24 protein-coding genes and 2 pseudogenes are annotated in these 26952 nt (G+C 71.9%); 8 read left to right on the forward strand and 18 right to left on the reverse strand.

The window, feature by feature from the left end:
* Nucleotides 1–94 precede the first annotated feature (94 nt).
* Both IE134_RS09055 and IE134_RS09060 read left to right on the forward strand, forming a co-directional pair.
* On the forward strand, nucleotides 95–529 hold the full coding sequence (locus IE134_RS09055) for a hypothetical protein (protein ID WP_030716253.1): 435 nt from the start codon (nucleotides 95–97) through the stop codon (nucleotides 527–529).
* 127 nt (nucleotides 530–656) lie between these two features.
* Nucleotides 657–2174, forward strand: a complete 1518-nt coding sequence (locus IE134_RS09060; RefSeq protein ID WP_098893989.1) for a cryptochrome/photolyase family protein — start codon at nucleotides 657–659, stop codon at nucleotides 2172–2174.
* A gap of 28 nt (nucleotides 2175–2202) precedes the next feature.
* Here IE134_RS09060 and IE134_RS09065 read toward each other — a convergent pair whose 3' ends face one another.
* Nucleotides 2203–3546 (reverse strand): aminotransferase-like domain-containing protein, encoded by a 1344-nt coding sequence (locus IE134_RS09065; protein WP_189430140.1) that lies wholly within the window; start codon nucleotides 3544–3546, stop codon nucleotides 2203–2205.
* 169 nt (nucleotides 3547–3715) lie between these two features.
* On the opposite strand from IE134_RS09065, the gene IE134_RS09070 reads away from it, so the two are divergent.
* Nucleotides 3716–4363, forward strand: coding sequence for a LysE family translocator (locus IE134_RS09070; protein WP_030716246.1), 648 nt, complete (start codon nucleotides 3716–3718; stop codon nucleotides 4361–4363).
* A 20-nt stretch (nucleotides 4364–4383) separates the two neighbouring features.
* Here the strand turns inward: IE134_RS09070 and IE134_RS09075 are convergent, their stop codons facing one another.
* Both IE134_RS09075 and IE134_RS09080 read right to left on the reverse strand, forming a co-directional pair.
* Nucleotides 4384–5442: a vWA domain-containing protein gene (locus tag IE134_RS09075; protein ID WP_030716237.1), complete on the reverse strand. Its 1059-nt coding sequence runs from the start codon at nucleotides 5440–5442 to the stop codon at nucleotides 4384–4386.
* Between the two features lie 137 nt (nucleotides 5443–5579).
* Nucleotides 5580–7814, reverse strand: a complete 2235-nt coding sequence (locus tag IE134_RS09080; RefSeq protein WP_229823468.1) for a collagenase — start codon at nucleotides 7812–7814, stop codon at nucleotides 5580–5582.
* 379 nt (nucleotides 7815–8193) lie between these two features.
* Between IE134_RS09080 and IE134_RS09085 the strand changes: the two genes are divergently transcribed.
* A complete protein-coding gene (locus IE134_RS09085; RefSeq protein ID WP_030716233.1) occupies nucleotides 8194–8904 on the forward strand; it encodes a GntR family transcriptional regulator in 711 nt (236 codons plus the stop codon).
* A 60-nt stretch (nucleotides 8905–8964) separates the two neighbouring features.
* Here IE134_RS09085 and IE134_RS09090 read toward each other — a convergent pair whose 3' ends face one another.
* Genes IE134_RS09090 through IE134_RS09120 form a run of 7 tightly spaced genes read right to left on the reverse strand, consistent with a single transcriptional unit; the run spans nucleotide 8965 to nucleotide 16485 of the window.
* Nucleotides 8965–9966 carry a proline racemase family protein gene (locus IE134_RS09090; RefSeq protein ID WP_189430142.1) on the reverse strand — a complete coding sequence of 334 codons (1002 nt, stop codon included), beginning with the start codon at nucleotides 9964–9966 and terminating at the stop codon, nucleotides 8965–8967.
* 1 nt (nucleotide 9967) lies between these two features.
* Nucleotides 9968–10882 (reverse strand): dihydrodipicolinate synthase family protein, encoded by a 915-nt coding sequence (locus tag IE134_RS09095; RefSeq protein ID WP_030716228.1) that lies wholly within the window; start codon nucleotides 10880–10882, stop codon nucleotides 9968–9970.
* A gap of 9 nt (nucleotides 10883–10891) precedes the next feature.
* Nucleotides 10892–12355: an FAD/NAD(P)-dependent oxidoreductase gene (locus IE134_RS09100; protein WP_189430144.1), complete on the reverse strand. Its 1464-nt coding sequence runs from the start codon at nucleotides 12353–12355 to the stop codon at nucleotides 10892–10894.
* The gene (locus IE134_RS09105; RefSeq protein ID WP_050513710.1) at nucleotides 12348–12638 is read right to left on the reverse strand and encodes a (2Fe-2S)-binding protein; all 291 of its coding nucleotides are present in this window, start codon (nucleotides 12636–12638) and stop codon (nucleotides 12348–12350) included. The genes IE134_RS09100 and IE134_RS09105 overlap by 8 nt, the downstream gene beginning before the upstream one ends.
* Complete coding sequence (locus IE134_RS09110; protein ID WP_189430217.1) at nucleotides 12635–13795, reverse strand: NAD(P)/FAD-dependent oxidoreductase; 1161 nt, start codon at nucleotides 13793–13795, stop codon at nucleotides 12635–12637. Before IE134_RS09110 ends, IE134_RS09105 begins: the two co-directional genes overlap by 4 nt.
* A gap of 39 nt (nucleotides 13796–13834) precedes the next feature.
* Nucleotides 13835–15091 carry an FAD-dependent monooxygenase gene (locus tag IE134_RS09115; protein WP_189430146.1) on the reverse strand — a complete coding sequence of 419 codons (1257 nt, stop codon included), beginning with the start codon at nucleotides 15089–15091 and terminating at the stop codon, nucleotides 13835–13837.
* On the reverse strand, nucleotides 15088–16485 hold the full coding sequence (locus IE134_RS09120; protein WP_189430148.1) for an MFS transporter: 1398 nt from the start codon (nucleotides 16483–16485) through the stop codon (nucleotides 15088–15090). The genes IE134_RS09115 and IE134_RS09120 overlap by 4 nt, the downstream gene beginning before the upstream one ends.
* 161 nt (nucleotides 16486–16646) lie before the next feature.
* Between IE134_RS09120 and IE134_RS09125 the strand changes: the two genes are divergently transcribed.
* Nucleotides 16647–17300 carry a TetR/AcrR family transcriptional regulator gene (locus IE134_RS09125; protein ID WP_098893980.1) on the forward strand — a complete coding sequence of 218 codons (654 nt, stop codon included), beginning with the start codon at nucleotides 16647–16649 and terminating at the stop codon, nucleotides 17298–17300.
* A 38-nt stretch (nucleotides 17301–17338) separates the two neighbouring features.
* Here the strand turns inward: IE134_RS09125 and IE134_RS09130 are convergent.
* From IE134_RS09130 to IE134_RS09150, 5 genes and pseudogenes are all read right to left on the reverse strand, one after another.
* Nucleotides 17339–18514 (reverse strand): annotated as a pseudogene (locus IE134_RS09130) (urease subunit alpha); the annotation flags it as partial.
* On the reverse strand, nucleotides 18511–19221 hold the full coding sequence (ureA, locus tag IE134_RS09135; RefSeq protein ID WP_126931615.1) for an urease subunit gamma: 711 nt from the start codon (nucleotides 19219–19221) through the stop codon (nucleotides 18511–18513). The gene ureA and the pseudogene IE134_RS09130, both read right to left, overlap by 4 nt.
* Before the next feature lie 217 nt (nucleotides 19222–19438).
* Nucleotides 19439–20020, reverse strand: coding sequence for a TetR/AcrR family transcriptional regulator (locus IE134_RS09140; RefSeq protein ID WP_126931614.1), 582 nt, complete (start codon nucleotides 20018–20020; stop codon nucleotides 19439–19441).
* A 100-nt stretch (nucleotides 20021–20120) separates the two neighbouring features.
* Nucleotides 20121–20423, reverse strand: coding sequence for a hypothetical protein (locus IE134_RS09145; RefSeq protein WP_189430150.1), 303 nt, complete (start codon nucleotides 20421–20423; stop codon nucleotides 20121–20123).
* Nucleotides 20424–20439: 16 nt separating this feature from the next.
* A complete protein-coding gene (locus IE134_RS09150; protein ID WP_098893978.1) occupies nucleotides 20440–21033 on the reverse strand; it encodes a serine/threonine-protein kinase in 594 nt (197 codons plus the stop codon).
* 175 nt (nucleotides 21034–21208) lie between these two features.
* Between IE134_RS09150 and IE134_RS09155 the strand changes: the two genes are divergently transcribed.
* From IE134_RS09155 to IE134_RS09165, 3 genes and pseudogenes are all read left to right on the forward strand, one after another.
* A complete protein-coding gene (locus IE134_RS09155; protein ID WP_189430152.1) occupies nucleotides 21209–21838 on the forward strand; it encodes a TetR/AcrR family transcriptional regulator in 630 nt (209 codons plus the stop codon).
* 98 nt (nucleotides 21839–21936) lie between these two features.
* A complete protein-coding gene (locus IE134_RS09160) occupies nucleotides 21937–23091 on the forward strand; it encodes an agmatine deiminase family protein (protein ID WP_189430154.1) in 1155 nt (384 codons plus the stop codon).
* Nucleotides 23092–23094: 3 nt separating this feature from the next.
* Nucleotides 23095–23415 (forward strand): annotated as a pseudogene (locus IE134_RS09165) (NlpC/P60 family protein); the annotation flags it as partial.
* A gap of 30 nt (nucleotides 23416–23445) precedes the next feature.
* On the opposite strand, the gene aztD reads toward IE134_RS09165, so the two are convergent.
* The 3 genes from aztD to IE134_RS09180 form a co-directional block, all read right to left on the reverse strand.
* A complete protein-coding gene (gene aztD, locus IE134_RS09170) occupies nucleotides 23446–24657 on the reverse strand; it encodes a zinc metallochaperone AztD (protein WP_189430219.1) in 1212 nt (403 codons plus the stop codon).
* Between the two features lie 95 nt (nucleotides 24658–24752).
* Nucleotides 24753–25712 carry a zinc ABC transporter substrate-binding protein AztC gene (gene aztC / locus IE134_RS09175; RefSeq protein ID WP_098016572.1) on the reverse strand — a complete coding sequence of 320 codons (960 nt, stop codon included), beginning with the start codon at nucleotides 25710–25712 and terminating at the stop codon, nucleotides 24753–24755.
* The gene (locus IE134_RS09180) at nucleotides 25709–26947 is read right to left on the reverse strand and encodes a hypothetical protein (RefSeq protein WP_189430156.1); all 1239 of its coding nucleotides are present in this window, start codon (nucleotides 26945–26947) and stop codon (nucleotides 25709–25711) included. The genes aztC and IE134_RS09180 overlap by 4 nt, the downstream gene beginning before the upstream one ends.
* Nucleotides 26948–26952: the final 5 nt, after the last annotated feature.

The raw sequence follows: 26952 nt of genomic DNA on the forward strand, positions 1-26952 counted from the left end.
CACCGCCGGGGCGTTCTTGACCTGGGAGGTCATGGAGTCCCGGCCCCCGCGCGTGGCACGGTGGCGTCGACCCGCCGCACGAAGGAGATCCGAGATGACGTACACCCTCGCCCCGTCCGCAGCGACGGCCCCGGACCGGGACACCTCCCGCTTCCTCCGCCTGGTGCTGCGCGTGGACAGCGTGAGCACCGCCGTGATGGGCCTCGTCCTCGTCGCGGCGGCCGCGCCGCTCGGCTCGCTGACCGGGATGCCGGTGGCCTTCTCCGTCGCGTTCGGGATCTTCCAGCTGGGCGGTGCGGGCTGCCTCGCGCTGATCGCGGGCTATCCGGTGATCCCTCCCGCCCTGGCCAGGACCGTCGTGGCGGTCAACGCCGTGTGTGCGGTCGGGTGCGTGGTGATCGCCTTCGCCGACTTCGTACCGCTGAACGGGGCCGGGGTGGTGTTCCTGCTGATCGGCGCGCTGATCGTGACGGTCTACACCGCACTCCAGTACACGGGGCTGCGGCGGATGACCGCCGCGACGGCCTGAGCGGGCTCCGCAGAGCGCACCGGCGACCGTACGCGTCCTGCTTGCGCGGCGTGGCGTCGCGGGAGCCGTCCTCGCCCTCCCTAGCGTGGCGGAGGCGGGACCTCCGACGGCAGGACAGACGCACCTCATGGCACCACGCACCCACTGGCTCTTCGGCGACCAGCTCGGCCCCCATTTCCTGGACCCGCGCCACGGCGGCCCGGACGCCCACGCCCCCCTCCTGATGATCGAGGCCAGGTCCGTCCTGCGCCGGCGCCGCTTCCACCGGGCCAAGGCCCACCTCGTCCTCTCCGCGATGCGGCACCGGGCGGCCGAGCTGGGCGACCGGGTCCGCTACGTACAGGCCCGGACCTACACGGAAGGGCTGGCGGAGGCGGGATTCGACGGTGGGGGCGACCGTCTGACGGTATGCCACCCGACGTCCCGGGCCGCGCTGGACTTCGTGACCGGCCGGGACGGCATCGACGTGCTTCCGGCCCGGGGCTTCCTGCTGGACCAGGAGGAGTTCGGGGCGTGGGCGAAGGAGCACGGGGGCGACCGGCTGCGGATGGAGGGCTTCTACCGATGGGTGCGCCGGGAGCACGAGTTGCTCATGGACGGCGACGAACCGGCCGGCGGAACGTGGAACCTCGACCACGACAACCGCGAGCCGCCGCCCAAGGGCGTGAAGACCCTGGACGTCCCCGCGCCCTACCGCCCGCACGAGGACGAGATCGACGACGAGGTGCGCCGCGATCTCGACCGGTGGGAGCGGGACGGCGAGGTCACGTTCGTCGGCCGCGACGGCCCCCGCCGCTTCCCCGTCACCCGGCGGGAGGCACTGGCCGCACTCCGGCGCTTCGTCTCCCACCGCCTTGCCGACTTCGGGCGGTACGAGGACGCGATGCTCGCGGCCGACCCCGTGATGAGCCACAGCCTGCTGTCCGTCCCCCTCAACCTGGGACTTCTGGACCCCGCCGAGTGCGTGGAGCGGGCCGAGCAGGCGTGGCGCGCGGGCGAGGCGCCGCTCAACAGCGTCGAGGGTTTCGTCCGGCAGATCGCGGGCTGGCGGGAGTACGTGTGGCAGCTGTACTGGCACTTCGGCGAGGAGTACCGGACCCGCAACGCGCTGCGCCACCGGGCTCCGCTGCCCGACTGGTTCCTCGACCTGGACGCCGACGCGGTCACCGCGAACTGTCTGTCCACGGTGCTGGCCCAGGTCCGCGACACCGGCTGGACGCACCACATCCCGCGGCTGATGGTCCTGGGCAGCCGGGCCCTGCAGGACGGCTGGGACCCGGCCGCCGTGACCGACTGGTTCCACCGGTGCTTCGTCGACGGCTACGACTGGGTGATGCTGCCCAATGTCGTCGGCATGTCGCAGTACGCGGACGGCGGCCGGATGACGACCAAGCCGTACACCTCCGGCGGCGCCTACATCAACAAGATGAGCGACCTGTGCAAGCCCTGCGCCTACCGCCCCACCGACCGCACCGGCGAGCACGCCTGCCCGTACACGGCGGGCTACTGGGCCTTCCTCCACCGCCACCGCGAGCCACTGAGCGCCAACCACCGCATGGCCAGGGCGGTCAAGGGCCTGGACCGGCTGAAGGATCTCGACGGGCTCCTGGAGGAGATCGCGGCACGCGGCGACCGCGCGCCCTGACACCCGTCGGCTCCCAGGGCCCGAGGTCTCAGTCCCCGGCCAGGTCGTCCGGAGCGGACCGGGCGAGGCCGGCGAGGGTCGCGAGGGTCCGGGAGAGCACCTCCCTCGTGGGGGACGCCAGCCCGAGGCGGATCGCGTGCGGGCCACGGGGGCGGCCTGCGGAGAACGCCGCGGCCGGGGTCACCGCGATGGAGTGCCGCGCGGCGGCGGCGACGAAGGTGTCGGAGCGCCAGGGGGCGGGCAGCTCCCACCAGAGGTGGTACGAGGACGGGTCGCTGCGGGTGCGGAAGTCCCCGAGGTGGCGGTGCGCGATCTCCTGACGCGCCGCGGCCTCCCGCTGTTTGGCCCGTACGAGCGTGGCGACGGCACCGTCCTCCTGCCACCGCACCATCGCCTCCAGGGGAAACCGCATGGGCGTCCACCCGCCGGAGCGCACGGCCGCCGTGACCCGGCCCTCCAGCGCCGCGGGGGCCACGGCGAACCCGAGGGACAGGCCCGGGGAGAGCCGTTTGGAGAGGCTGTCGACGAGGACGGTGTGCTCGGGGGCCCGCGCGGCGAGGGATGGCAGGTCGTCCCGGAGGAAGGCCCAGACCGCGTCTTCGATCGCCTGGATCCCCGATGTCAGCAGCACGTCGGCCAGCTGGTCGAGCCGTCGCGCGGGCATGGTGAGCGACAGCGGGTTGTGCAGGACCGGCTGTACGTAGAGGGCGTGCAGCGGTTCGGCGCGGTGCGCCTCCTCCACCGCCTCGGGGATCAGCCCGTCCTCGTCCATGGCCAGCGGTACGAGGGTGACGCCGAGCCGGGCGGCGATGGCCTTCAGGACGGGGTAGGTGTACTCCTCGACGCCCAGCCGAGCCCCCGGCCGGGTCAGTGCGGCGACGGCGGCGGAGATGGCCTGCCGGCCGTTTCCGGCGAACAGGACACGGTCCGGGTCGGGCCGCCCGCTGCCCCGCGCCAGGAGATCGGCGGCCGCCTCGCGGGCGGCGGGCGTACCGGCGGGCCCGACCGGGCGGAGCACCGACTCCAGGTCGTCGGAGCGCACCAGCTTCTCCAGGCCGGCGGCGAGCAGCGCGGCCTGTTCGGGGACGACGGGGTGGTTGAGCTCCAGGTCGACCCGGTGGGCGGCGGGCTCGGAGAGGGCCGGGGCGGGAGTGGGCGCGCCGGGCGCGGCCGCGACGAACGTGCCGCGGCCGACGTGGCCGACGGTGAGGCCCCGGCGGGCCAGCTCCTGGTAGACGCGCGAGGCGGTGGAGTCGGCGATGGCGTGGAGCCGGGCGAACTCCCGCTGCGGAGGCAGGCGTTGCCCCGGCCCGAGCCGGCCGGACGCGATCTCCGCCGCCACGGTGTCCGCGACGGACCGGAAGTCCTTCACGGGCCTCACCTCCTTGGTCGCCGCATCGAAACACATCATTGCACCGAGTGCAATGTCCGCTATTGAACCGACTCGAAAGGCGAACCTAGACTCCGATTGCACCGAGCAACGGGGGCGGGACCGGGCGATGCGGTCGGGACCGAGGGCATGAACAGGGCGGCGGACAGGCATGGTTGAGCTGAGCGGAGTGCTGGGCGTCGCGATGATCGCCCTGGGCATGGTGCTCACCCCGGGGCCGAACATGATCTATCTCGTCTCCCGGAGCATCACTCAGGGGCGACGCGCAGGGGTGGTCTCCCTCGGCGGTGTGGCCGTGGGGTTCCTCGTCTATCTGGTGGCCACGAATCTCGGTCTGTCGGTGGTCTTCCTCGCGGTGCCCGAGCTGTACGTGGCGGTGAAGCTGGCCGGGGCCGGCTACCTGGCCTATCTGGCCTGGACGGCCCTGAGGCCCGGCGGCGTCTCCGTCTTCGCGCCCAAGGAGATGCCGCACGACTCCGCGCGCAAGCTGTTCACGATGGGCCTGATGACGAATCTGCTCAACCCGAAGATCGCCATCATGTATCTGTCCCTCATCCCGCAGTTCATCAGTCTGGAGGCGGGAAACGTGCTTCTCCAGGGCTTCGTGCTGGGCTCCGTCCAGATCGTGGTGGCCCTCACCGTCAATCTGGGCATCGTCCTCGCGGCGGGAGCGATCGCCGTCTTTCTCGCCCGGCGCCCTTCCTGGCTCCGCGCCCAACGCTATCTGATGGGCACCGCCCTGGGCGTGCTCGCGGTGTCGGTCGCGACGGACACCTCGGCACCGGCGGCCTCGGGCTGAACGACCGTCCGGGACAGGGTTCAGAGCATGATGAGCAGACGCGTATCGGCCTTGAGCTTCCTGTTCACCGAACGGCTCTGGACATAGACCTCCAGCTTGGGGTTGTTGCCCGCCTTCACCGAGACGGTCCCGCGGACTCCGGCGCCGAACAGGAGGTTGCGCGCCGCCTCGCCCGTGTAGGCGCGGTCGGTGTCCTTCTCGACGACGATGACCTCCTTGTCGGGCTGCACCTGGACGCGTGAACCCAACTGGTAGTAGCAGGAGCCGCGTTCGTACGTGACGCCCGGGTGCGAGTCGACGAAGGCGCGGATCTCCGTCTCCTTGTCGACCTTCAGCAGCCGGTACTTGTCGGCCGCGACCGGTTCGAGGGTGGCCCGCACGTCGTCCACGGATATGTCCTGGCCGACGGCGAACAGGTTCTTCGTGCCGCGCACGCCCTGCTCCCGGCCGCGCAGGAAGCTGGTGGCGGCGGCGCGCACGGTGCCGATCGCGTCCTCGACGCCCTTCTGCGAGTCCGCGTCCCAGATCGCGATGTTGCCGGCCGGGAAGCCGTAGTTCTGGGCGGTGCGCTTGGCCAGGGAGTTCGGCACGAGGATCGCGGAGGTCCAGTGCCCCGGGAGCCCGTTCATCTTCGCGGTGATCCGGTCGAGCCAGGGGCCGAGGATGGTCATGTCGCCGTCGTGGCGCCGGTCGCCGCCGGAGGCGTTCTCCTCGCCGTCCGTCACGACGATCTGGAGGAAGCTGTGCTCGCCGTACTCCTCCCAGATGTGGCCCAGGTCGTCCAGGGACTTCAGCGAGGCCTCGATCAGCGCCGTCGCGCCGTTGTTGACCTTGTAGAGGCCGCGCATCGACGGGAGGTGCTTCACATCCATGTCCCAGACCAGGTTCTCCACCCGGTGGTCGAAGGAGTAGAGGCTGATCCGGGTCTCGTGGCCGAGGCTGTCCGACTCGGCCTTCAGCCCTGCCACGAACTCGTCGACGACGCGGATCAGCTGACCCTGGTGCTGGTACATCGAACCGGAGGCGTCCACGACCAGAGCGACGTGATTCACCTTGTGCTGGATCCTGTTGGCGGACATGGCGGTGCTCCTTCTCCGGTGTTCCCCGAACCCCCCGGGGGTTCCCCGAGCGATGTCTTCGACCCTATGGGGAGGCACTGACAGCGGGGCCGGGCGCGCGTGGCGCCCGGCCCCGGGCGGAAGGTGCGGTGGGCGGATCAGTAGGCGGTCGTGACGGTGGTTCCGCCGAAGGTGCTCGCCGCGTGCAGGCTGATGTAGTTCGCGCCGGCAGGCGGGTTGGTGACCGTCAGAGTGTGGGTGTTGCCGGGGCCGGTGTCCCGGCTGGTGTGGGAGGCGGTGGTGGCCCAGCCGGTGGCGCTGTAGTAGAGGTCCGCGTCGCCGGTGCCGCCGCTGACGGTGATCTTGAGCTGGTCGGTGCCGGCCGGGATGTACAGGTAGTGGTAGGCGTAGTTGCCGGTGGTGGCGGAGAGGTTGCCGCGACGGCAGTTCTCGCCCAGGACGCGGGGATCGGGGTCGGTGCACTCGGTGACGGGGGTGGTGGAGCCGTCGCCGCAGTCACCGGCGGCGCACCCCGCCAGCCAGGTCCGGAAGTCGCTGTCGTACCGCGTGCCGATGGTGCTGGTGAGGTGGGTCCGGGCGGCGGCCCACCGACCGGTGCGGTAGTGGCCGAGCACCGTGTCCATGTCGGCGGGGTGCTTCTCCAGCATGTACCGCACGGCGAGGTAGCCCCAGCGGTACACGCGGGTGGTGTCGTGGCTGTAGTCGGTTCCGAAGAGAGTGCTCAGGGCGTAGGTGCCCTTGCCCGCCTCGGTCATCGCCGCGGTGTAGGGCTCGCCCCGGTAATGGTAGGAGATGTACTCCGCGAAGCCCTCCACCCACCAGACGGTGGGGGTGCTCATGCCCGCGGCGAAATCGCCGTACATGGTGAAGCGGCCGTCCAGGTAGTGCGTGTACTCGTGGTTGAGGTTCCAGATGTGGAAGTCCGGCCGCAGCCACTCCGCCTCGTAGGCGATGAAGCGGGGCTGGTTGCCCACGACGGAAGGGTCGCCCTCCAGGTACATGCCGCCGTTGTTGGTGTCGATCCCGTACATCGCGCCGGCGTACGTCTGGTAGTCGGCGCTGGAGTCGTAGGCGATCACCTCGATGCTGGTGTTGCGGTCGTCGGCGACCGGGCCGTCGTCCTTCGCGACCCGGTGGAAGTAGGCGTCCTGCTCGATGAGGCTGGTGCAGGACGCGCTCAGCTCGGCGGACGTCATCTGCTGAGCCAGGATCCGGATGCCCGGGCTGCAGGTGTGACGGACCGGCAGGACCTCCCGCTTGAGGCGTTCCTGGAGGTCGCAGACGCCGTACGCCGAGCAGTTCGCGCGGTCGTAGTAGTCGGCCATCTCCGCTATGCCCACCCAGAGCGGGGCGGTGGGACCGGTGATCGAAGCGCGGCCGAGCAGGTCAGTGGCCAGGGGCCGGGCCTTCCCCCGCAGGCTCGGGTACTGGAGGAAGCGGCCCAGCTCCCGCCCGGCGTTGGAGGTGAGGTAGGCGTGGTCGCCGTCGAGCAGGGAGAGGTGGTCGGCGGCGAAGCGGTGCAGCGAGTCGAGGAGGCTCGGGTCCGCCTCGACGGCGCTGACGAACTCGGGTACCTGGTGACCCCGGAAGGTCACCGTGTACACGCCGTTAACCGCGGCGAGCATCCGCGAGAGGCCGTTCCAGGAGGAGTCGTAGTCCGCCAGCATCCGCTTGACGACGTTCAGATAGCGCGCGTTCTCCTGGGCGCTGTCGATCAGGATGACCGCCTCGGACAGCGTCTCGCCGTTCTCGTCGGTGACGTCACGCGACCGGGGGCTCGCGAAGAAGCTGTCGAGCCCCGAGCGGACGGCGGTCCGCAGGGCGCTTCCGTACGGGCCGACGACCTCCGGGTTGTACCACTGCACGTAGTACCCCGCCCGGAGGTAGAGCACGAGCTGCGGGGTGCCGGTGCTCCCGTCGCCCGGGTAGTACGCGGAGTTGTCGCGCAGCGCGTACGCCACGGAGGCCATCTGGGCTTCGCGGAAGGCGAGTCGGGCGTCGTTGCCCGTCAGACTGAACAGCGTGTTCACGCAGTCGGTGGCGGACGCCTTGATCTGGCGGACCAGTTCGGCCCCGGTGCGGCCGGTGAAGTCGGCCGGGTCGCAGCCGGCGGCCTTCGCCGATAACGGGGCGTCGTGGTCGCCGTACGCCTCCCTGAGGGCGGACTTGTCGGCGCTCAGCGGGGGGAGCTGGGATACCGATCGCCGGCCTTCGGTCCGGTGACCGGTGTCCGGTGCGGAGGACTGCTGCGCCTGCGGCGCGGGGTCGGCCGATCCGGCGGTGCGGGTCGGTTGCGATGCGTTCGATGCCGTGGCGGCCGAAGGGGAGTTCGGCTGCGCCTGGGCCGGCTGCGCGAGCAGCGCGACGCCCATCGCCCCGGCCAGAGCCAGCGGCAGAACGGCACCCACACCTCGGCGGACGAGTGTGGTTCTCACGTTGGTTTTCCTCCCATGAGGGATCGGGCCACGCGCTCGCGTGACCGATGGGACGGACAGGGCGCGGCTCGGGGATGTCGTCATGCCGTGCTGTCGGCCGGACGGGATGGGGTCGATGTCCAGACTTGGCATGTCCACGCCCTGTGACATGTACAATGGCACAGGTCACACTTCACAGGGAAGGCTCATGACCGAACTCCGCCCCGGGACTGCCCGTTTCGGGAAATTCGCAGGCGACAGAAAGAGGAGGGAAGGAGGCGGACTCACCGCGCAACGTGACATTGTATGGTGCGGTGACATATCTGAAGGGGAACGCATGGGTGAGCTGAAGTCCCGCAAACTCATCTCGGTGCAGGAGCATTTGCGTGACCAGGTGGCCAACGCCCTGCGGGCCGCGCTGATAGCGGGGGAACTCCAGCCCGGCGTGATCTACTCGGCGCCCACCCTGGCCGCCGAGTACGGCGTCTCGGCCACACCCGTGCGCGAGGCCATGCTGGACCTGGCCCGGGAGGGCCTGGTCGAGGCGGTGCGCAACAAGGGCTTCCGGGTCACCGAACTCTCCGAGCGCGACCTGGACGAGTACACCGAGATCCGCGCGCTCATCGAGATCCCCACCATCGGCCGCGTGACCCGCACCGCCTCCCGAGAGCAGTTGGAGGCGCTGCGCCCGGTGGCCCAGGAGATCGTGGACGCCGCCCAGCGGGGCGACCTGATCGGCTACCTGGAGTCGGACCGCCGCTTCCACCTCGACCTGCTCGCCCTCGCGGGGAACGCGCGTCTCGTCGAGACGGTGGCCGACCTGCGCAAGCGCTCCCGGCTGTACGGGCTCACCGACCTTTCCCAGGAAGGGTCGTTGGTCGGTTCGGCCCAGGAGCACACCGCGCTGCTGGACATCATGATCGAGGGCGACGCGGAGGCGGCCGAGGAGCACATGCGCCGCCATCTCGCGCATGTGCGGACCCTGTGGGCGGCCCGGAAGCGGGAGGCCGAACGCGCGGCCCCGTCCCGCAGGCTCGGCGCGCGCTGACATCGAAGTCGCTTCGGCAGAGCCGGTGTTGGCCCCGAGGCGGGATGTGCGGACCGGCAGTCACACGGTGAATCCCTCCGGGTAGGGGTCGGCCGGGTCGAGCAGATACTGCGCGGTCCCGGTGATCCAGGCGCGGCCGGTCACGGAGGGCAGGACGGCGGGCCGGCCGCCGACCGTGGTCTCCGACAGGATCCGGCCGGTGAAACGGGAGCCGATGAAGGACTCGTTGACGAAGTCCTGCCCGGTCTTCAGCAGTCCCCGCGCGTGCAGTTGGGCCATCCGAGCGCTGGTCCCCGTCCCGCAGGGCGAGCGGTCGAACCAGCCGGGGTGGATCGCCATGGCGTGCCGCGAGTGCTCGGCGCTGGAGCCGGGGGCCTCCAGATAGACGTGGTGGCAGACGTCGATAGCGGGGTTCTCCGGATGGACCACCGGGTTCTGTTCGTTGACCGCCCGCATGACGGCCAGGCCCGCGTCGAGCAGCCGGTCCTTCTGCGCCCGGTCGAAGGGGATGCCGAGGTCCTCGGTGCGTACGATCGCGTAGAAGTTGCCGCCGTACGCCATGTCGTAGCGGACCGGTCCGAACCCCGCCACCTCCACGACCTGGTCCAGCGCATGGCTGTAGGAGGCGACGTTCTCCAGGGTGACGGACTCCGCGCGGCCGTCGCGCACGGCGACCCGTGCCGTGACGAGGCCGGCGGGAGTGTCGAGGCGGATGAGGGTCTCCGGCTCGACCGCCTCGACCATGCCCGTCTCCACCAGGACCGTCGCCACGCCGATGGTGCCGTGGCCGCACATCGGAAGGCAGCCGGAGACCTCGATGAACAGCACGCCGAAGTCGGCGTCCGGCCGGGTCGGGGGCTGGAGGATCGCGCCGGACATGGAGGCGTGCCCGCGCGGCTCGCACATCAACAGGGTGCGCAGCCCGTCCCGTTCGGCCATGAACCGCTGCCGCCGCTCCGCCATGGTCGCGCCCGGCAGGACACCCACCCCGCCGGTGATCACCCGGGTCGGCATGCCCTCGGTGTGCGAGTCGACCGCGTGGTAACAGACCGTGGAGCGCATGTCAGTTCACCCCCGCGTCGATGAGGGCCTGGGTGGCGGAGCGCACGACGGCCTCGGTTTCCGGGTCCAGGGCCTGGCGGGGCGGCCGGCAGACGCCGCCGGTCCGGCCGATCATGTCCTGGCCGAGCTTGATCGCCTGGACGAACTCGGTCCTGCTGTCCCAGCGCAGTACGGAGTGGAGCCGGCGGTAGAGCGGGAGCGCGGTGGTGAGATCGCCGGCCAGCGCGGCGTCGTAGAGATCGAGGCAGGCGCGCGGGAAGACCTGGGGGTACCCGGCGACCCAGCCCTTGGCCCCGGCGACGCCGACTTCGAGGAGGGTGTCGTCGGTGCCGATGATCAGGTCGAGCCCGGGGGCGAGTTCGTTGATGGCGTAGCACCGCCGTACGTCCCCGGAGAACTCCTTCACGCCCACGATGAACCCCTCGGCGTACAGCTTGGCCAGCAGTTCGGGGCGGAGGTCGACCTTGGTGTCGATGGGGTTGTTGTACGCGGTGACGGGGAGTCCGGCGGAGGCGACCATCGCGTAGTGCTCCAGGACGGCGCGGTCGTCGGCCCGGTAGGCGTTGGGCGGCAGGCACATGACGGCCTGGCAGCCGGCGTCCCTGGCGAAGAGCGCGTGCCGCCTGGCCTCGATCGCGCCGTACGCGCCGACGCCCGGCATCACGGTGAAGCCCTCGGGGGCGTGGGCGACGGCGGTCTCGACGACACGGTCGCGTTCCTCGTACGTCAGGGTCTGGTACTCGCCCAGCGACCCGTTCGGGGCGACGCCGTGCAGGCCCTGTTCGGCGAGCCAGGCGACGTTGTCCCCGTACGCGCCGTGGTCGACGGCGAGGTCCCGGCCGAACGGGAGGCTCGTCGCGACGATGACACCGTGCCAGGGCGTACGGGCGGGGGCCGTGCGGTCCACGCGGTTCATGGGGACTCCTCAGGTGGGTTCGGACGGGGTGTCGCCGGTGGAGGGATGGGCCGAATCGGCGAGCGCGCCGAGCGTGATCGGGGTCGCGATCAGCCGTTCGGCTGGGGTGTAGGGCTCGGCGCGGGCGGCGACGAGGCAGTGCACGGCGGGCCCGCACATCCGGCCCTGGCACCAGCCCATGCCCGCCCTGGTCAGCTGTTTGACCTGCCGGTGGTCGGATGCCGAGCCGTCGGCGCGGGCGGCGCGGACAGCCCCCGCGGTGACCTCCTCGCACCGGCAGACCGTGGTGTCGTCGGTCAGCCAGGCGGGCCAGTTCCGCGGCACGGGGTGTGCCCGGGCCAGGGCGTGGGCGAAGGAGCGGTGCCGGGCCACCGCCCGGCGCTCCGCGGCCAAGGCGCGGAGGCCCGGCCGGCCCGGCGCGGACACGTCGGTGAGCACCGAGACCGCCGCCACGCGCCCCTCGCTCAGCGCGAGCGCCGCCCCGCCGACCCCGCAGGCCTCGCCCGCCGCGTAGAGGCCCGGCACGGTGGTGCGCTGTCCGGCGTCCACGGCGGCGGCCATGGTGCCGTCGCCCGCGTCGGCGAGGTCGCAGCCGAGCGGGAGCAGCAGGTCGAGCTGGGGGACGAAGCCCCAGCCGACGCCCACCGTGTCGGCCTCGATCCGCCGCTCGGTACCCGGGAGCGGTGCTCCGTCGGCGTCCAGGGCTGCGGTGCGTACGACGGCGACCCGCTCCTCCCCTTCGGCGCCGACGATGCCGGTGCGGGTGCGGACCGGGATCCGGTGCCGGGCGAGCGTGCCCGCGTAACCAGCGGCTTCGGCCCACTTGGCGGGGTTACGCAACAGGGGTGCGGGGTGGCGCAGCCAGGCCGAGGGCGCCGCCGCCTCGCACACCGCGACGACCTCCGCCCCGCGTGCGGCGAGGGCGGCGGCGACGGGCAGCAGGAAGGGGCCCGTGCCGCCGAGGACCACGCGCCGGCCGGCCACCACTCCCCCGCCCTTGAGCAGCGACTGGAGTCCGCCCGCGGTGAGCACACCGGGCAGGTCCCAGCCGGGAAAGGGGAGTTGGCGGTCGTAGGCGCCGGTCGCCACGAGCAGGACCGGTGCGCGCAGCACGACGGCCCGCTCCTCGGGCGGCCTGCTTCGGTCCACGGCGTGGACGGTGAAACCGTCCGCCGCGCGGGCCGTGGTCCATACGGGATGGTCGAGCAGGAGGGTCAGCCGTCCGGTGCGCTCGTGGGCGGCCAGGGCGGCGCGCAGCGCCCGGTAGGTGCGCAGGTCGTGGTGCAGGTCCTCGGTGGGAAGGGCCTCGCGCGGGTGGTCCGGGGGGTGGCGCCAGAACTGGCCGCCCGGCGCGGAGCCCGCGTCGACGAGGACGACCCGCAGCCCGCCGTCCAGGGCGGTGACGGCGGCCGCCATACCGGCGGGCCCGGCGCCCACCACCACGAGGTCGACGACATCCTGGGGCTCATACATCGTCGCCCTCCCCCGTCGCGACGGCCATGCCCGCCCGGGCCCGCACCAGGCAGGCGCGCTGCCCGCGCTTTCCGTCGACGGTGACGAGGCAGTCGTAACAGACGCCGATGCCGCAGAAGACGCCCCGGGGCCGCTGCCCACCCCGGGTGGTCCGCCAGGCGACCCGGCCCGAGGCCACGAGCGCGGCGGCCAGGGTCTGCCCGGGGACGAACGCCAGGGGTTCGCCGTCCACGGTGACGGTGGGTCCTGCGGGTACGTCGGTCTCCGCGGCCGCTCCGGTCACTTCGGCACACCTCCGGTCGTGAGGAATCGGTCGGGCAGGAGGCCGGTGTGGGCGGCCGGATCGGCTCCGCGCCACGGGCGGCCGAGCAGCTGGGCGGTGATCAGGGCGCCGGTGCCGGGGGCGAGGCCGATGCCCGCGCCTTCGTGGCCGCACGCGTGGAGGACGCCGGGGACCCGGGGGTCCGGGCCGACAACGGGCAGGTGGTCGGGGCAGTACGGCCTGAACCCCCGGTAGGCGCGGATCAGATGGACGTCGCGCAGGAACGGGAAGAGGCGGCACGCCTGCGCGGCGAGCAGCGCCACCACGGCCGGGTTCATCGTGGTGTCGAAGCCGACGCGTTCGCGGCTGGCACCGATCAGGATGGTGCCCGCGCGGGTGCCCTCGACGACGCACGAGGTCTCCAGGCCCTCGTCGCTGGAGGCGACATGGGCGACGTAGTCGGCGGAGTAGACCTTGTGCCGGATCATCGGCGGCAGCGGTTCGGTGACGAGGACGAAGCCCCGGCGCGGCAGGATCGCGACGGGGGCCCCGAGGCGGCGGCCGACCTCGCCGCCCCACGTCCCGGCCGCGTTGACCACGGCGTCGGCGGCCAGCACCGCGCCGTCGGCCGTACGAACTCCGGTGACCCGACCGTCGGTTCCGGTGACGGCGGCGAGGGCCTCGCCGGTACGCACCCGGGCGCCGCGCCGGACGGCGGCCCGCAGCAGTCCGGACGCCGCGAGGACGGGCTGCACCTGGGCGTCCTGCGGGTAGTGGACGCCGCCGGGGAGGCCGGGTGCGATGTGCGGCTCGAACGCGTCGAGGCGGTCGACGCGTTCGGTCTGGATTCCGGCCGCCGCCTGGCGTGCGGCGAACGCGTGCAGGGCGGCGAGGCCTTCGGGGGTGCTCGCGGCGACCAGGCCGCCCTTGTTCTCGAACTCGACTTTTCCTGGGCCGAGTTCCTCGCCCGCCTCGTCCCAGAGGTCACGGCTGAGCCGGGCCAGCTCCAGCTCCGGGCCGGGCTCCTTGTCGGAGAGCAGGATGTTGCCCTCCCCTCGGCTGGTGGTGCCCGCACCGACCGGGCCCCGGTCGAGCACCGTGACACCGAGACCGGCGGAGGCGGCGTGGAACGCGCAGGCGGCGCCCACGATGCCCGCGCCGATGACCACGATGTCCACCGCCACCTCCAGGTGCAATGTCACATGCCATTGCTCAGGCTATACATCGGTCCGGCCCGAGGACAATGCCGCCGTCGGCGTGAACTCGGGCAGGACCAGGGCCGCGTGGGCCGGTCGCCCCTCCACTGCCGGGGGTGTGGCGGCGAGACCGCGCAGCAGGGCGTTGCGCTCCTCCAGGGCCCGCGCGCTGGTGGGGAACAGCAGAGCGTCGCCCGTGCCGACCAGGTCCTGGTTGAGGGTCACGAACGTACGGCTGTCGCGTTCGTAGGCGGCGAACGCCGCGGTGTGGTCCCGTTCGGCCGCCAGGGAACCGGCGAGCATGTACGCCCCGACGAGCGCGAGGCTGGAGCCCTGGCCGGTCAGGAACGAGGGCGCGTACGCGGCGTCGCCCACCAGCGCGACCCGGCCGTTGGCCCAGCGGGGCATGCGGATCTGGCTGACCACGTCGAAGAACAGGTCGTCCGCCGTGCGCATCGCGGCCAGCAAGCCCGGGACTTCCCACCCCGCGTCGGCGAAGACCCTCTCGACCAGGTCTCGTTGGGCCTCCGGGTCACGGAAGGCGCCCAAGGGGGGTTGCGGGCGGGCGAAGGTGAGGAAGCCGTGCACGGCGTCGTCGCCGTCCCCCACGGCGTACAGCACCGCTGCCCGGCCGGGGGCGTTCCACAGGGTGGTCTCACGGACGAGCCCGAAGGTGTTGGGCAGGGTGAATCCGGCGAAGCAGTAGCCGAGGTACCGGTGGAACCGCTCCTCGGGGCCGAACACCAGCCCTCGGGTGTGGGAGTGCAGTCCGTCCGCACCGACCACCAGATCGAACGTCCGGCTGCCGCCCCGGCGGAAGGTGACGTCGACCCCGTGGCGGTGCTGGTCGAGCGTGTCGATGGAGTCGTCGAACAGGAACTCCACGTCGTCACGGACCGCCGAGTGAAGGGCGTTGGCCAGGGCTCCGCGTCGTACCTCCAGGTCCGCCCCTGCGACACCACCGGTGACGGTGTGCGGGGCGAGGGAGGTCACCTCGGCGCCGTCCTCGTCGAGGAAGGTCAGCCGGCGCAGGTCGATGTGCGCGTCCCGCAGCCGGGGCAGGATCCCCATCCTCCGGACGACGTCGAGCGCGGTGCCGCGTACGTCGATGGGGTAGCCGCCGTCGCGGAGCGCCCCCGCCTTCTCGACCACCGTGACGGTGAACCCGTAGCGGTTCAGCCAGAACGCGAGGGCGGGCCCCGCGATACTGGCCCCGGATATCAGGACCGTACGCCTCCGGCCGCCCGGGACGTGCCTCAACTCATCGGTGCGGATCATTCCTTGACTCCTTTGCTCATGGTGCGGACGACCAGCAGGGACAGCACCGTGACGACGGCGGCCAGGATGAAGCCGGCGACGAAGGCCGACTCGGCCGGGATCTTCGACCCGGAGGGTGTTCCGGCGGTGAGGATCGCCCCGGTGACCTGCACCCCCACGGCGAAACCGATCACACGGGTCACCAGGACGAGACCGGTGGCGATGCCGGTGTCCCCCAGGTCGACGGAGGTGGCGGTCCTGGTCACCATCGCCGTGACGCAGAGCCCGTTGGCGAGCGCGACCAGCGCCTTGCCGACGACGAGGTGCCAGATCTCGGTGTGCGCGGCCGCCAGGCCCAGGAGGCCGACGGCCATGAGCAGCACCCCGGCGGTGACCACGGCCCGCGAGCCGAGCCGCCGCACCCCGATGCCGCTGATCGGGCCGGCCAGCGACGCGGCCAGGGCGCCGGGCAGCAGGAAGAAGCCGATCGCGGTGGCGCTCGCCCCGAATCCGTAGGTGTCGGCGGGGACCGCGAAGAGCTGCGGGACGAGGTAGGTCGCCGCCGAGGTGCCGACGCAGATCAGGAACGTCAGCACACAGGACTTCCCCACCGCGGGCCGGGTCAGCATGCGCAGATCGACCATCGGCGAGGCCGCACGGCGCTCGACGGCCACCCAGCCGGTCCCGAAGGCGGCCAGCAGCACGACGAGCCCGAGGAGCACGAGGGGTTGGGTGACCAGGTCGGCCCCCAGACCGAGGACGAGCATGAGCGTGACGAGCGTGCCGCTCAGGAGGACCAGGCCGGGCCAGTCGATCCCGGTGCCGTCCGGGCGGCGCGGCGGATCCTGCGGCATCAGCCGGTGCACCAGCACCGTGGCCCCGATGACGGCGAACGTCGGCAGCGCGAACATCCAGTGCCGGGACAGCCCTTCGGCGACGGGCCCAGCCGCCAGCGTTCCCGCCATGGCGCCCCCGACGAACAGCCCGCTGACCACCCCGATGGCCACTTTGGACTCCCCGGCGGGCAGGTGTGCGCGCACGAGGATGAACGACAGGGGCAGCGCCCCCACCATCGCCCCCTGCAGCACCTGGCCGAGCAGCAGTACCGGCAGGTTCGGCGCCAGGGCGGAGACCAGACCGCCGGCGCAGACCACCGCCATCAGCCGGACGACGACCCGTTTCCCGCCGTAGCGGTCGCCTAACGTGCCCGCGATCGGCGTGATGAGCGCACCGGTGACCAGGAGCACGATGCTGAGCAACGCCCCTTCGGCGGGGCTCATGTCCAGCTCGCGCTGGAGGAGCGGGAGCGTCGGCGTCACCACCGATTCCAGGGCTCCGGTGGCCACCGCCAGGGCGCCGAGGGCTCCGACGGCGGCCTTCCCGATGGGGCGCGCGGGAGCGTGGGTCGTGGTCATGGACGTCCTTTCCGTCGCGGCCCGGCCGAAAGGGCCGGCAGGGGGTGGCCGACACGAGACGGCCGACAGGACGGAGCGGCCGCACACGGCTGTACGGGTACGGCACGCACCGAACCCAAACTACACTACACCGTGCAGTGTAGTTCCGTTAGGATGAGCCCATGCCGACCACCAAGACCCTGCGCGAGGGGTCCGCACAGAAGCGGGCCGCGATCCTCACCGCGGCCCGGGAACTGTTCCTCGCCGACGGCTTCGACCGGTCCAGCGTCGACGCGGTCGCCGCCCGGGCCGAGGTGTCCAAACGGACGGTCTACGACTACTTCGGCGACAAGCGCACCCTGCTGCGGGCGGTCGTCGACTCCGTCGGCGACGCGCTGGTCACGACGGTCCGGCGCACGCTCGACGAGACCCTGACGGACCGGACGGAGGCCGCCGGACTGGAGGACGCCCTGGTCGCGTTCTCGATGCGCATCGCGACGGAGATGCTCGGCTCGGCGGAGTACACGACCCTCCAGCGCCTGCTGCGGTCCGACTCCGGCCACCTGGCGCAGCAGGACTACAACCCCATGGCGAACACGCCTGACGAGGCGATCGCGGAGCGGTTCGCCGCCTTCGCCGACGCCGGACTGCTCGACGTCCCCGACCCGCGTCTGGCGGCCGACCAGTTCCTGGCGCTGACCTTCGGCGTCGCACTGGACCGGCTCGGCTCCGCGAACGCCGCGCGGGACACCCGCGTACGGCCGCTCGTCGTCGAGGGCGTACGGACATTCCTGCGGGCGTACCGGGCCGGTCGGGGTACGGGCGGCGCGGCCTGACGCCGAGCGGCCGGGACCTCGGCGGAGCTGCCCGCCGTCTTGCCCGCCATGGCGAAGGTGCGCCGGATCGTCTCGCCGGCCCGGCCCATGCCCTGCGCGTCGGAGGAGGTGATGGCGATGGCGCCGAGGTCGTGCAGGACGTCCTCCGCCCCCATGGTCCCGGCCCGGATCCGGTCACGGGCCATGGCCGCGTCTCCGGGCAGGTCCGTCTTGAGCGCGTGGACCGAGACGATCATGCCGTAGTGCTCGTCGATCGCGTCCCGCCCGAACGGCAGCGTCGGGTTGGTGGAGGAGCCGATGACGTTCGGCACGCCGGCCATCTTGAGGGCGTTCGGGACGTGTCCGCCACCGCAGCCCTCGATGTGGAAGGCGTGGATGGTCCGGCCGTCCAGCACGCTGAGGGTGTCCTCGACGGTGAGGCACTCGTTGAGGCCGTCGCTGTGCAGGGCGACCTGGACGTCGTGTTCGCCGGCGACCCGCAGGGCGGTGTCCAGGGCCCGGGCGTGGGCCCCCATGTCCTCGTGGACCTTGAAGCCGCAGGCCCCGCCTTCGGCCAGCGCCTCCACCAGGGGGGCGGGATCGGAGGACGGACCCCGGGCCAGGAAGCCGATGTTGACCGGCCAGGCGTCGAAGGCGTTGAAGGCGTGCTTCAGCGCCCAGGGCGAGTTGACGCCGACACCCCAGGCGGGCCCGATCTCCTGGCCGATGACCGTCGTGACACCGGAGGCGAGGGACGCCTCCATGATCCGCGGCGAGAGCAGGTGTACGTGGGTGTCGACGGCGCCCGCGGTGGCGATCAGCCCCTCCCCCGAGACGATCGTCGTGCCGGTGCCGACGACGACGTCCACCCCGTCGAGCGTGTCCGGGTTCCCGGCGCGGCCGATCGCGTGGATGCGGCCCTGCCGGATGCCGACGGACACCTTGCGGATGCCCTGGACCGCGTCGATGACCAGGACGTTGCTGATCACCACGTCACAGGTCTCCGACACCGCGGCGGCCTTGAGGTGCAGGCCGTCACGCGCGGTCTTCCCGAAACCGGCGAGGAACTCGTCGCCGGGCCGCTGGCTGTCGGACTCGACGCGCACGACGAGCCCGGAGTCGCCGAGCCTGACCCGGTCACCCGCGCGGGGGCCGTGCACGGAGGCGTACTCCTGGGGGTCGATGTGCCGGCCGGCGGGCGCGCAGTGGTCGCTGTGGCGGGTGGGTCTGCTCATCGGGTCGCTCCTGAGGGTCCGTGCGCCTCGGCGGCTCCGAGGTAGCCGCGGGCGGCGGCCCGGCGCAGGGCCTCCTCCTTGGCGCCGGGGGCGTCGAGGTGACCGTCGACGAGACCGGCGAAGCCGATCGCCGTCCGCGCTCCTCCCATCGGTACGAGGCCGACCTCGGCGGTGCCTCCGGCGTCGAAGCGGGTCGACACGCCCGCCGGGGCGGCGAGCCGCATGCCGTACGCGGCGGCGCGGTCGAAGCTGAGGCGCGGGTTCGCCTCGAAGAAGTGGAAGTGGGACGTCACGCTGATCGGCACCGAAGCGGTGTTGCGCACGGTGAGCACCAGCTCGGGCTCGGGGACGGCGTCGGCCGGGCCGGTCAGCACGGCGCCGGGGGCGCTGTCGCCCGAGTGGCCTCCGCCGAAGGGGTCGCTGACGACCGCGAGCCGGGTGCCGTCCTCGAACACGGCCTCGACATGGATCTCGGTGACGACGTCGGCGACGCCGGGCAGGATGTCGTCGGGGGTCAGGACGGAGCGGCCGCGTTCCAGCGCCACGGCCAGCCGGTGCCCGTCGCGGGCCGCCTCGCACACCGTGTCCGCGATCAGCGCGGTCGCTTCGGGGACGTTGAGGCGCAGGCCCCTGGCACGGCGGGCGCGGGCCAGTTCGGCCGCAGTGAACAGCAGCAGCCGGTCCCGCTCGGTGGGCGTCAGCGGCATGACTGCCTCTGCCGGACCACCTGGGCCCGCATGGGGATCACCACTGTCAGGAACACGCTCTTCCTCCGGGGGTTTCGTTCGGGGGTCGATCCACGCGTCAGCCCTCGGAAGGCTCACCGGGTCCTCGATGGCCTCACTGTGGCACTGCCTGAAAATTCAGTCAATAGATGAGACGCAATGAACGGAGGGAGCCCCTCCTGCCGATGGAGGCCGCCCTCTACCGCTGCTCCAGGCCTGCCAGTTCCGCTTCGATGCCGCTCTCCATGAGGGCCCTGGCGTGGTCGATGCCGACGCCGCCGCTGAGCCAGCGCATGCTCAGCCCCTCCAGCAGCGCGGTGAGCCGTTCGGCGGCGGCGGCCAGCTTCACGGCGGGCGCCATGGGCCGCACCTGACCCAGCAGGGCCGCCACTTCCTGCACCCAGACGAGCGTCGCCCGGGCCAGGTCCTCGCGCAGAGCCGGGTCGAAGACGGCGCTCGCCCGCAGCTCGCCCCAGGCCGCGCTGTTCTCCCGGACCTCCTCGGAGTCCTGCAACTCCAGCAGCAGGACCTGCTGGAGCTCCTCGCGCGGGCCGAGCGGCGGCGCCTCCGGGTCACGGGCGTTCGTGTAGCGCTCAGCCCGGTCGTTGATGAACTCGAGCGTGTGGCGCAGGATCCCGGTGCGGTCCTTGAAGTGGTAGTAGATCAGCCCCGTGGACACCCCCGCTTCGGCCGCGAGTTCCTCCACACGCAGGCCGCGGACACCGCGCCGGGCGATCACCCGCGCGGCCGCTTCGAGAATCCGGGTATTGCGGGACGCCATGACCAGCAACCCTATCTGGCCGACCGCACCCCCTCGCGCCCGGTCGGCCGTCGGCGGGAGACGAACGGCGGCGATCGGGTCCCGTGACGCGTCAGGGAGGTCAGCCGCCCCGGGTGTAGCGGCTGAGGACGACGGTGACGGAGCCGTCGTCCTCCTCCGTCCCGGGGTGCACGAGGCGGACGATCACGAGCTCCTCGCCGTCCGGGCTCCGGACGCAGAACGGGCGTTCGTCGGCGAGGTCGTCGAGGAACAGTTCCGTGACGGGCTCCGTCCCGATGCCGCGCTCGCAGTCCGCCGGGCCGAGGACGTACCCGGCGCCGACGAAGGCGTCGCTGCCCTCCGGCAGGACGAACGCGTCCCCGCTCCGGGCCAGGAACCAGTCCGACGTCTCGGCGGGGACCACCTCCCCGGCCTGGAGATCAAACTCGTAACTCTCGTCGGGGGCGGTCAGTTCGGCGTCCGCGTAGGCCTGCTCGTACCGGGCGGGCGGCGGCGTCGGCCGCCCGGGCGATGCCGAAGTCGATGACGCGGGGACCGTCCTCGGCGAGCAGGACGTTGGCGGGCTTGAGGTCCCGGTGGACGACGCCGGCACCGTGGATGGCCTGCAGCGCCTCGGCGATCCCGGCCATGAGCAGCAGGACCGTACGCGGCGGGAGCGGGCCGTGGTGCCGGACGGCCTGCTCCAGGGACGGGCCGGGGACGTAGGCGGTGACGAGCCACGGGACCGGATCGTCCACCCCGGAATCGATCACCTGGGCGGTGAACAGTCCGTGGATACGGCGGGCGCTGGCGACCTCGTCGGCGAACCGCAGGCGGAATCCGTGGTCCGCAGCGAAGTCCTCCCGTACCGCCTTCAGAGCGATGGGACGACCGCCCCGGGTGTGGGCGAGGTAGACCACACCCATGCCCCCGGAGCCGAGCCGGGCCTGGAGACGGTAGCCGCCGATCTCCCGCGGGTCTTCGGCTGACAGCGCCATGCGGACCGGGTGCGTCCCGGGAGGCTGAGTGGACATGCGCTGGCTCTTTCGGCGAGACGGAAGGGGTCGGCGGGCGGGCCGGTGGCGTCCGCGGGGGACGCGAGCGCACCTGACCGGTCGGACGATCGTGCACTTGACTAAAGTTTCAGTCAACACGCTACCGGCGTCGACCGGCGCCCCGCCGAGGGCGCCCCAGCAGGAGGAGCACGCGTTGAGCGACCGCAGGACGGCCATTCTCGAAGCGGCGGCGACCGTCATCGCCCGCCGTGGCGTACGGGGCCTACGGGTGGAGGAGCTGGCGGAGGAGGCCGGCGTCTCCAAGGCGCTGATCTACTACCACTTCGACGATCGCGCCGGCCTGCTCCGGCGGACTCTGGCCTTCGTCAACAACCGCGCCGAGCGGTACACCGCCGAGCAGGAGGCCGCGGACCCGTCGGCCGGCCCGCTCCGGAGGTTGGAACAGGCGCTCCTGCTGGAACTCCAGGACCTCCCCCACGTACGGGAGAACAGCACCGCCTGGGGCGAACTCCGCGCGAGCGCCGTGTTCGAGACGGAGCTGCGCAGTGAACTGGCCCTCGCGAGCGTGATCTGGATCCGGGAGGTGGCCGACCAACTGGGCGAGGTCCGGCCGACGGCGCCCGAATCGGCGCTCGTCGCCTCCGCCGAACGGCTGACCGCTCTGCTGGAGGGCCTGAGCGCCCGGTGGCTCTGCGGCATCCTGCCCCTGCCGGACGCGCGCACCGCGATGCGCGAGGGCATCGCGGTGGAGGTGGCTCACCTGGCCCGGCGTGCGGCCGAGCCCTCGACGGAGGACACGCCGAGCCGGGCCAACCTTGACTGACTTTTCAGTCAGTGTCACAGTGCTGGTAGCACCGGCCCGCGCCGCACCCACACCCCGGGGCCGCCGGGCAGTCTTGAACGTTCATGATCGGAGCACGCGTGTCCCACCTTCCCCCCACCCGCCGTACGGCCCTCCGGACCCTCTCCGGGCTCGCCGTCCTCGCTTTCGGCGCCACGGCCTGCAGCCCGGACGATCCCTCCTCCCTCGCCTCCGGCGCCGGCGCCGCCCGCGCCTCCGAGGGAGAGCGCCGGTTCGGCGCGGAGTGGGACAGCCACGCGCGCACGTTCATGTCGTGGCCCGCGCTGGAATCGGTCTGGGGCGAGGACCTCCGGTACGTCCGCGAGGACATCGCCCGGATCGCCCGGGCCATCGCGGAGTACGAGTACGTCGTCATGATGGCCAGGCCCGACCAGCAGAAGGCCGCCCAACGGGCCTGCGGTTCGCAGGTCGAGGTCATCCCCCTCGCGGTCGACGACATGTGGGCCCGCGACACGGTCCCGGTCTTCGTCGAGGAGGGCGGCGAGGTCATCGGGGTCGACTTCAACTTCAACGGCTGGGGCGAGAAGCAGAACCACACGAACGACGCCCGCGTCGGCCGTACGCTCCTGTCGAAGTACAAGATCCCGCGGGTCGAGGCCCCTCTCATCGCCGAGGGCGGCTCCTTTGAGACGGACGGGGAGGGGACGCTGCTGATCACCGAGAGCTCGATCGTCAACGGGAACCGCAACCCGGGCCTGAGCCGCGACGACATCGAGGCCGACCTCATCGAGACCCTGGGCGTCGAAAAGGTGGTGTGGCTGAAGGGCGTACGCGGCCAGGACATCACCGACGCCCATGTGGACAGCCTCGTCCGCTTCACCGCGCCGGGAGTGGTGCTGCTGGACCGGGCACACCCCGACACCCCCGCCGACTCCTGGTCCCGCGCCGCCGACCAGGCCGAGGCCGTACTCAGCGAGGCGACCGACGCCAAGGGCCGCCCCTTCGAGATCATCGACCTGCCCCAGCCCGACCTGTACGAGATCACCGGCGAGGGCGACGACTTCGTGTCGACCTACGCCAACTTCTACGTCGCCAACGACTCGGTCTTCATGCCCAGGTTCGGCGACCGCAAGGCGGACGACCGGGCCCGGGGAATCCTCCAGGAACAGTTCCCCGACCGCGACGTCGTCCCGGTCGTGATCGACACCGTCGCCTCCGGGGGCGGCGGCATCCACTGCGCCACCCACGACCAGCCGGGCGAGCCGGTCGACTGACGCCCGCGCACCGCCAACGGCATGGCCCGCTCCGGCGAGGGCGCCGACGTGCTCCCGCTGACCGGGGTCGGCCCCGACGACCGGCCGTCCGCCATCGACCAGCTCCAGCCGGGCGACCTGGTCTTCTTCAAGCTGGACGCCCGCACGAAGGAGCGGCTCGACCACGTCGGCATCGTGCTCGGCTACGACACCGAGGGCCACCTGATCTTCGTCTCCAGCCGCGAGGAGGTCAACGGCCCGACCATCGGCGACGTCGGCGGGGTCTCCCGGCTGGACGGCAACGGCTACTACGCGAAGACCCTGCGCAGCGCGAAGCGGCTGTGACCTGACGGTGTCCTGGGGCAGGTGGACCGGTCAGTGACCGTCCACCGTCCCGGACAGTTCGTTGGTGGCCTTCGGCAGCGTCACGGACGTGCCCTTCTTCCCCGACTCCAGGTCAAAGGAGTGCAGTTGGCGCTTGCCCGGTTCGGAGACGTACGCCGTGTGGTCCCGGACGAACAGGGTGGGCCTGGGCTGCTGCCAGTCCAGGGGCTCGGTCCAGTCGCCGACCGCTTCGATCTTCTTCTCCACTTCCCCGGTCTCCGGGTCGATGACGTGGAGGATGCCGTTGGTGCCGAGCACGAGGGCTTCGCCGTGCGGGCCGCGGGCGAGCGAGCGGAAGGAGTAGCTGGTCCCGAGGTCGACCAGCTTCATCTTCGCCGTACGGGTGTCGATCAGGGATATCCGGGTGGGGCGTTCCAGTTCGGCGTCGGGGTCGGTCTTGTAGTCGCCGAGCAGGATCGGGGAGGCGTCGCTCCCGGCCTGGTTGCCGGTACGGGCGTAGTCGCCGGGGGCGTCGACCTTGGTGAACTCGCCGTCCTTGTAGAGCAGGACGCCGTCCTCGCAGCCGAAGCCGACCACCTCGCCCTGGGCGGCGGCCTCGCCGTGGACTCCCGGGCAGTTCTCGGCGCGCGCGATCTCCTTGTCGTTCCTGTCCAGGACGAGGGCTCCGGTGCGCTTCTCCTCGGTGCCGAGGGTGGTGACGAGTTCTCCGCCGGCCAGTTCGATGGCGACACCGTGATGGGGCTTCGCGGACGTGTAGCTGCGTCCCTCGGGCCGCTTGCCGCCGGCCAGGTCGGCGGGGTCGAAGACGTTCACCTCGCCGGTGCCGTCGGTGAACAGGACCGTCCTGCCGCCGTGCCGGACGACATGGCCGGGCTTCGCACCCTTGAACTCGGCGTCCGTGAAGGTCTGCCGGGCCGCGTCGTACACCCGGAAGCCGCTGTCGGTGGAGACGACGACGTGGTCCTCGTCGCCCGCCGGGTTGACCCGGTTGAAGCCGGGCAGCTCGACGGTCTTCGCGAGCTTCAGGGTCTCGCCGTCGAGGACGTACAGACCCCCGTCGTACGAGGCGACCAGCGGGTTCTTCACCGTGGTGGCGGCCTTGCCGTTCTTCGCCTGCTCCGCCTGCTTCGGCTCGGCCTCGGACGCTGTGTCACCGCTGCCGCCACAGGCGGCCAGCACCAGGGACGCCGTCAGAGCGAGGGTGGTGCCCGTGAGCATGCGGGCGCGTATCGAGCTGTTCATCTTCATGGTGTGCATGTCCTCTCCGGCCCTGCGGGCACGGGATGGTGGGGTAGGTGGGGTGGCCGGTCGTCGGTGATCCGGCCCTCGGGGAGCGGTCAGTTGCCGGTGAGACCTTCGGCCATGGCCGAGGTGTTGGCGCGCATCATTTCCAGATAGGTGCCGGCGCCCCCGCCCTTCTCGGTCAGCGACTCGGAGTACAGCGGGACGACGTTCACGTCACCGCCCATCTCCCGGCGCAGGACGTCGGCGAGCCGGGTGGGCTGGGAGGAGTCGGCGAAGACGGTGCGTACGTCGGCCTTCTCCATGGCCCGAGTGAGGGAGCGCAGGTCGGAGGAGCTGGGCGAGGCGAGTGTCGTACCGCTGGGGATGACCGCGCCGATCACACGGAAGCCGAAGCGGTCGGCGAGGTAGCCGAAGACGTGGTGGTTGGTGACGAGGGCGCGGCGGCCTTCGGGAATGACCGCGAAGGACTTCTCCATCCAGGTGGAGAGGGCGGCGAGTTCACCGTCGTAGCGCTCGGCGTTGTCCCGTACGGCCTTCTCGTCCACGCCGTCCACGTGCTGGATGATCCGGTCGGTGATCAGGCCGGCCACCTTGCGCACGCGATCGGGGTCGGTCCAGAAGTGCGGGTCGGGCGCTCCGGCCCCGTCGCCCGGGCCGCCCTCCTCGTCGGCGTGGAAGGTCAGGGGGTCGGCCGCCTCACCCGCGGCGAAGGTGGCCACTCCCGATTCCCGGGCGGCCTCCACGTGCCGCGTCACGTTCTCCTCCAGGCCGAGGCCGTTGTGGACGACCAGGTCCGCGTTCTCCAGCTCGGCGGCCTGCACGGCCGACAGGCCGAACGAGTGCGGGTCGGCGTTGGGCTTCATCAGGACGCTGACCTCCGCCTCGTCTCCGGCGATCTCCCGGGTGATGTCGCCGAGGATGTTGGTCGTCACGACGATCCGGGGCCGGTCGTCGCCCGGGCCGCAGCCGGTCGCCGTACCGGCGACGACGAGGAAGGTGACCAGGGTCAGCAGCAGGGCGCGCAGCCGCGCTGTCGTCACGCGTACGCTCATCGGCCCGTCTCCACCATCAGGGACGGCCGGATGTCCAGGTCGAAGGTGCGGGCGATCCGGAGGTCGTCGTTGTAGTCGATCTCGTACACGCGCTTGCCATGGGAGTCGTTGAGGTAGGCCCGGCTCCGGTCGACCTCGATCACCGGTGCCCCGGAACGGCTGCCGGCGGTGCGGGGGACGTCCTTGAGCAGACGCGCGGTGGCGGTGGTCTCCTCGCCGGTGGATATGTCGTAGCCGTGCAGGGCTCCGTCGCGCTCCAGGACGATGAGCGGAGCGCCCTCGCCCGCGGTGTTGGCGGCGACCACGGGCCCGGTCTCCACGCGTTTCCAGGCCCGCTCGGTGATGTCGAGGACCCAGACGGCGTTCCTGCCCGCGTGCGCCGTGAGCGTCGTGCTGCCCGGGCGGTGCCGGAACTCCGCGGCCCGCTCCGTCTCCGGCACGTCCTCGCCGTACGGGATCTTCTCGGCGGTGAAGGTGCCGTCGTCCTCGCGTACGAGCAGCGCTCCGTCGGCGCAGCCGAGGACGACCCCCCGCCGGGTGACCGCGTCGCCCTTCGGGTTCTCGCACGTGGACTCCGGAGCGGCGACGCGCTTGCCGGACCGGTCGAGGACGACGACCTTCGCGGGGGCGTCGCCGTCGCGCGTGAGGGTGACCAGGTGTTCGGCGTACGGCACGACGGGTCCGCCGTAGGTGCCCGGGAGCTGGTCCGGAGTGCCGAGGGTGCCCTTCTCCATCTCCGCGCGGTGGTACGCCCCCGCCTTCCCGTCGGCCGCTGTCACGACGGTGACGCCTTTGTCGCTGCGGATGCTCGTACCGGCGCCGCCCTGGAGCTCGCCCACCTGCTTGATCTTCGCGCGGTAGTAGTGCACGTGGTCTCCGTGGTCGACCATCCACGCGCCGCTGTCGAGGACCTGGGTGCGGTCCGCGCCGTGGAAGAAGCCGAAGCGGCCGTCCGTGGTGAGTGCGGTGACACCGGCTCTGCGCGCGGTGTCGTGGGTTTTACCGGTGATCAGGTCCAGCACGCGCGTGTCGCCTGATTCGGCGTCACCGAGGAGGAGCCGGGACTGCTGCTCGGCGGCTTCGGCGGCGCCTTCGACGTAACCGTGGGGAACGGCCGGCGTATCAGTGCTGTCGGACGGGGACTTGGCGTCGTCCTGCCCCGCGCAGCCTGCGGTCAGCAGGACCACGGACAGGAGTGCGGACGCCAGGGGCGCGCCATGCGTTCGGACGGACAAGGGGG

This window comes from Streptomyces rubiginosohelvolus, from assembly GCF_014649875.1.
GTDB lineage: Bacteria > Actinomycetota > Actinomycetes > Streptomycetales > Streptomycetaceae > Streptomyces > Streptomyces rubiginosohelvolus.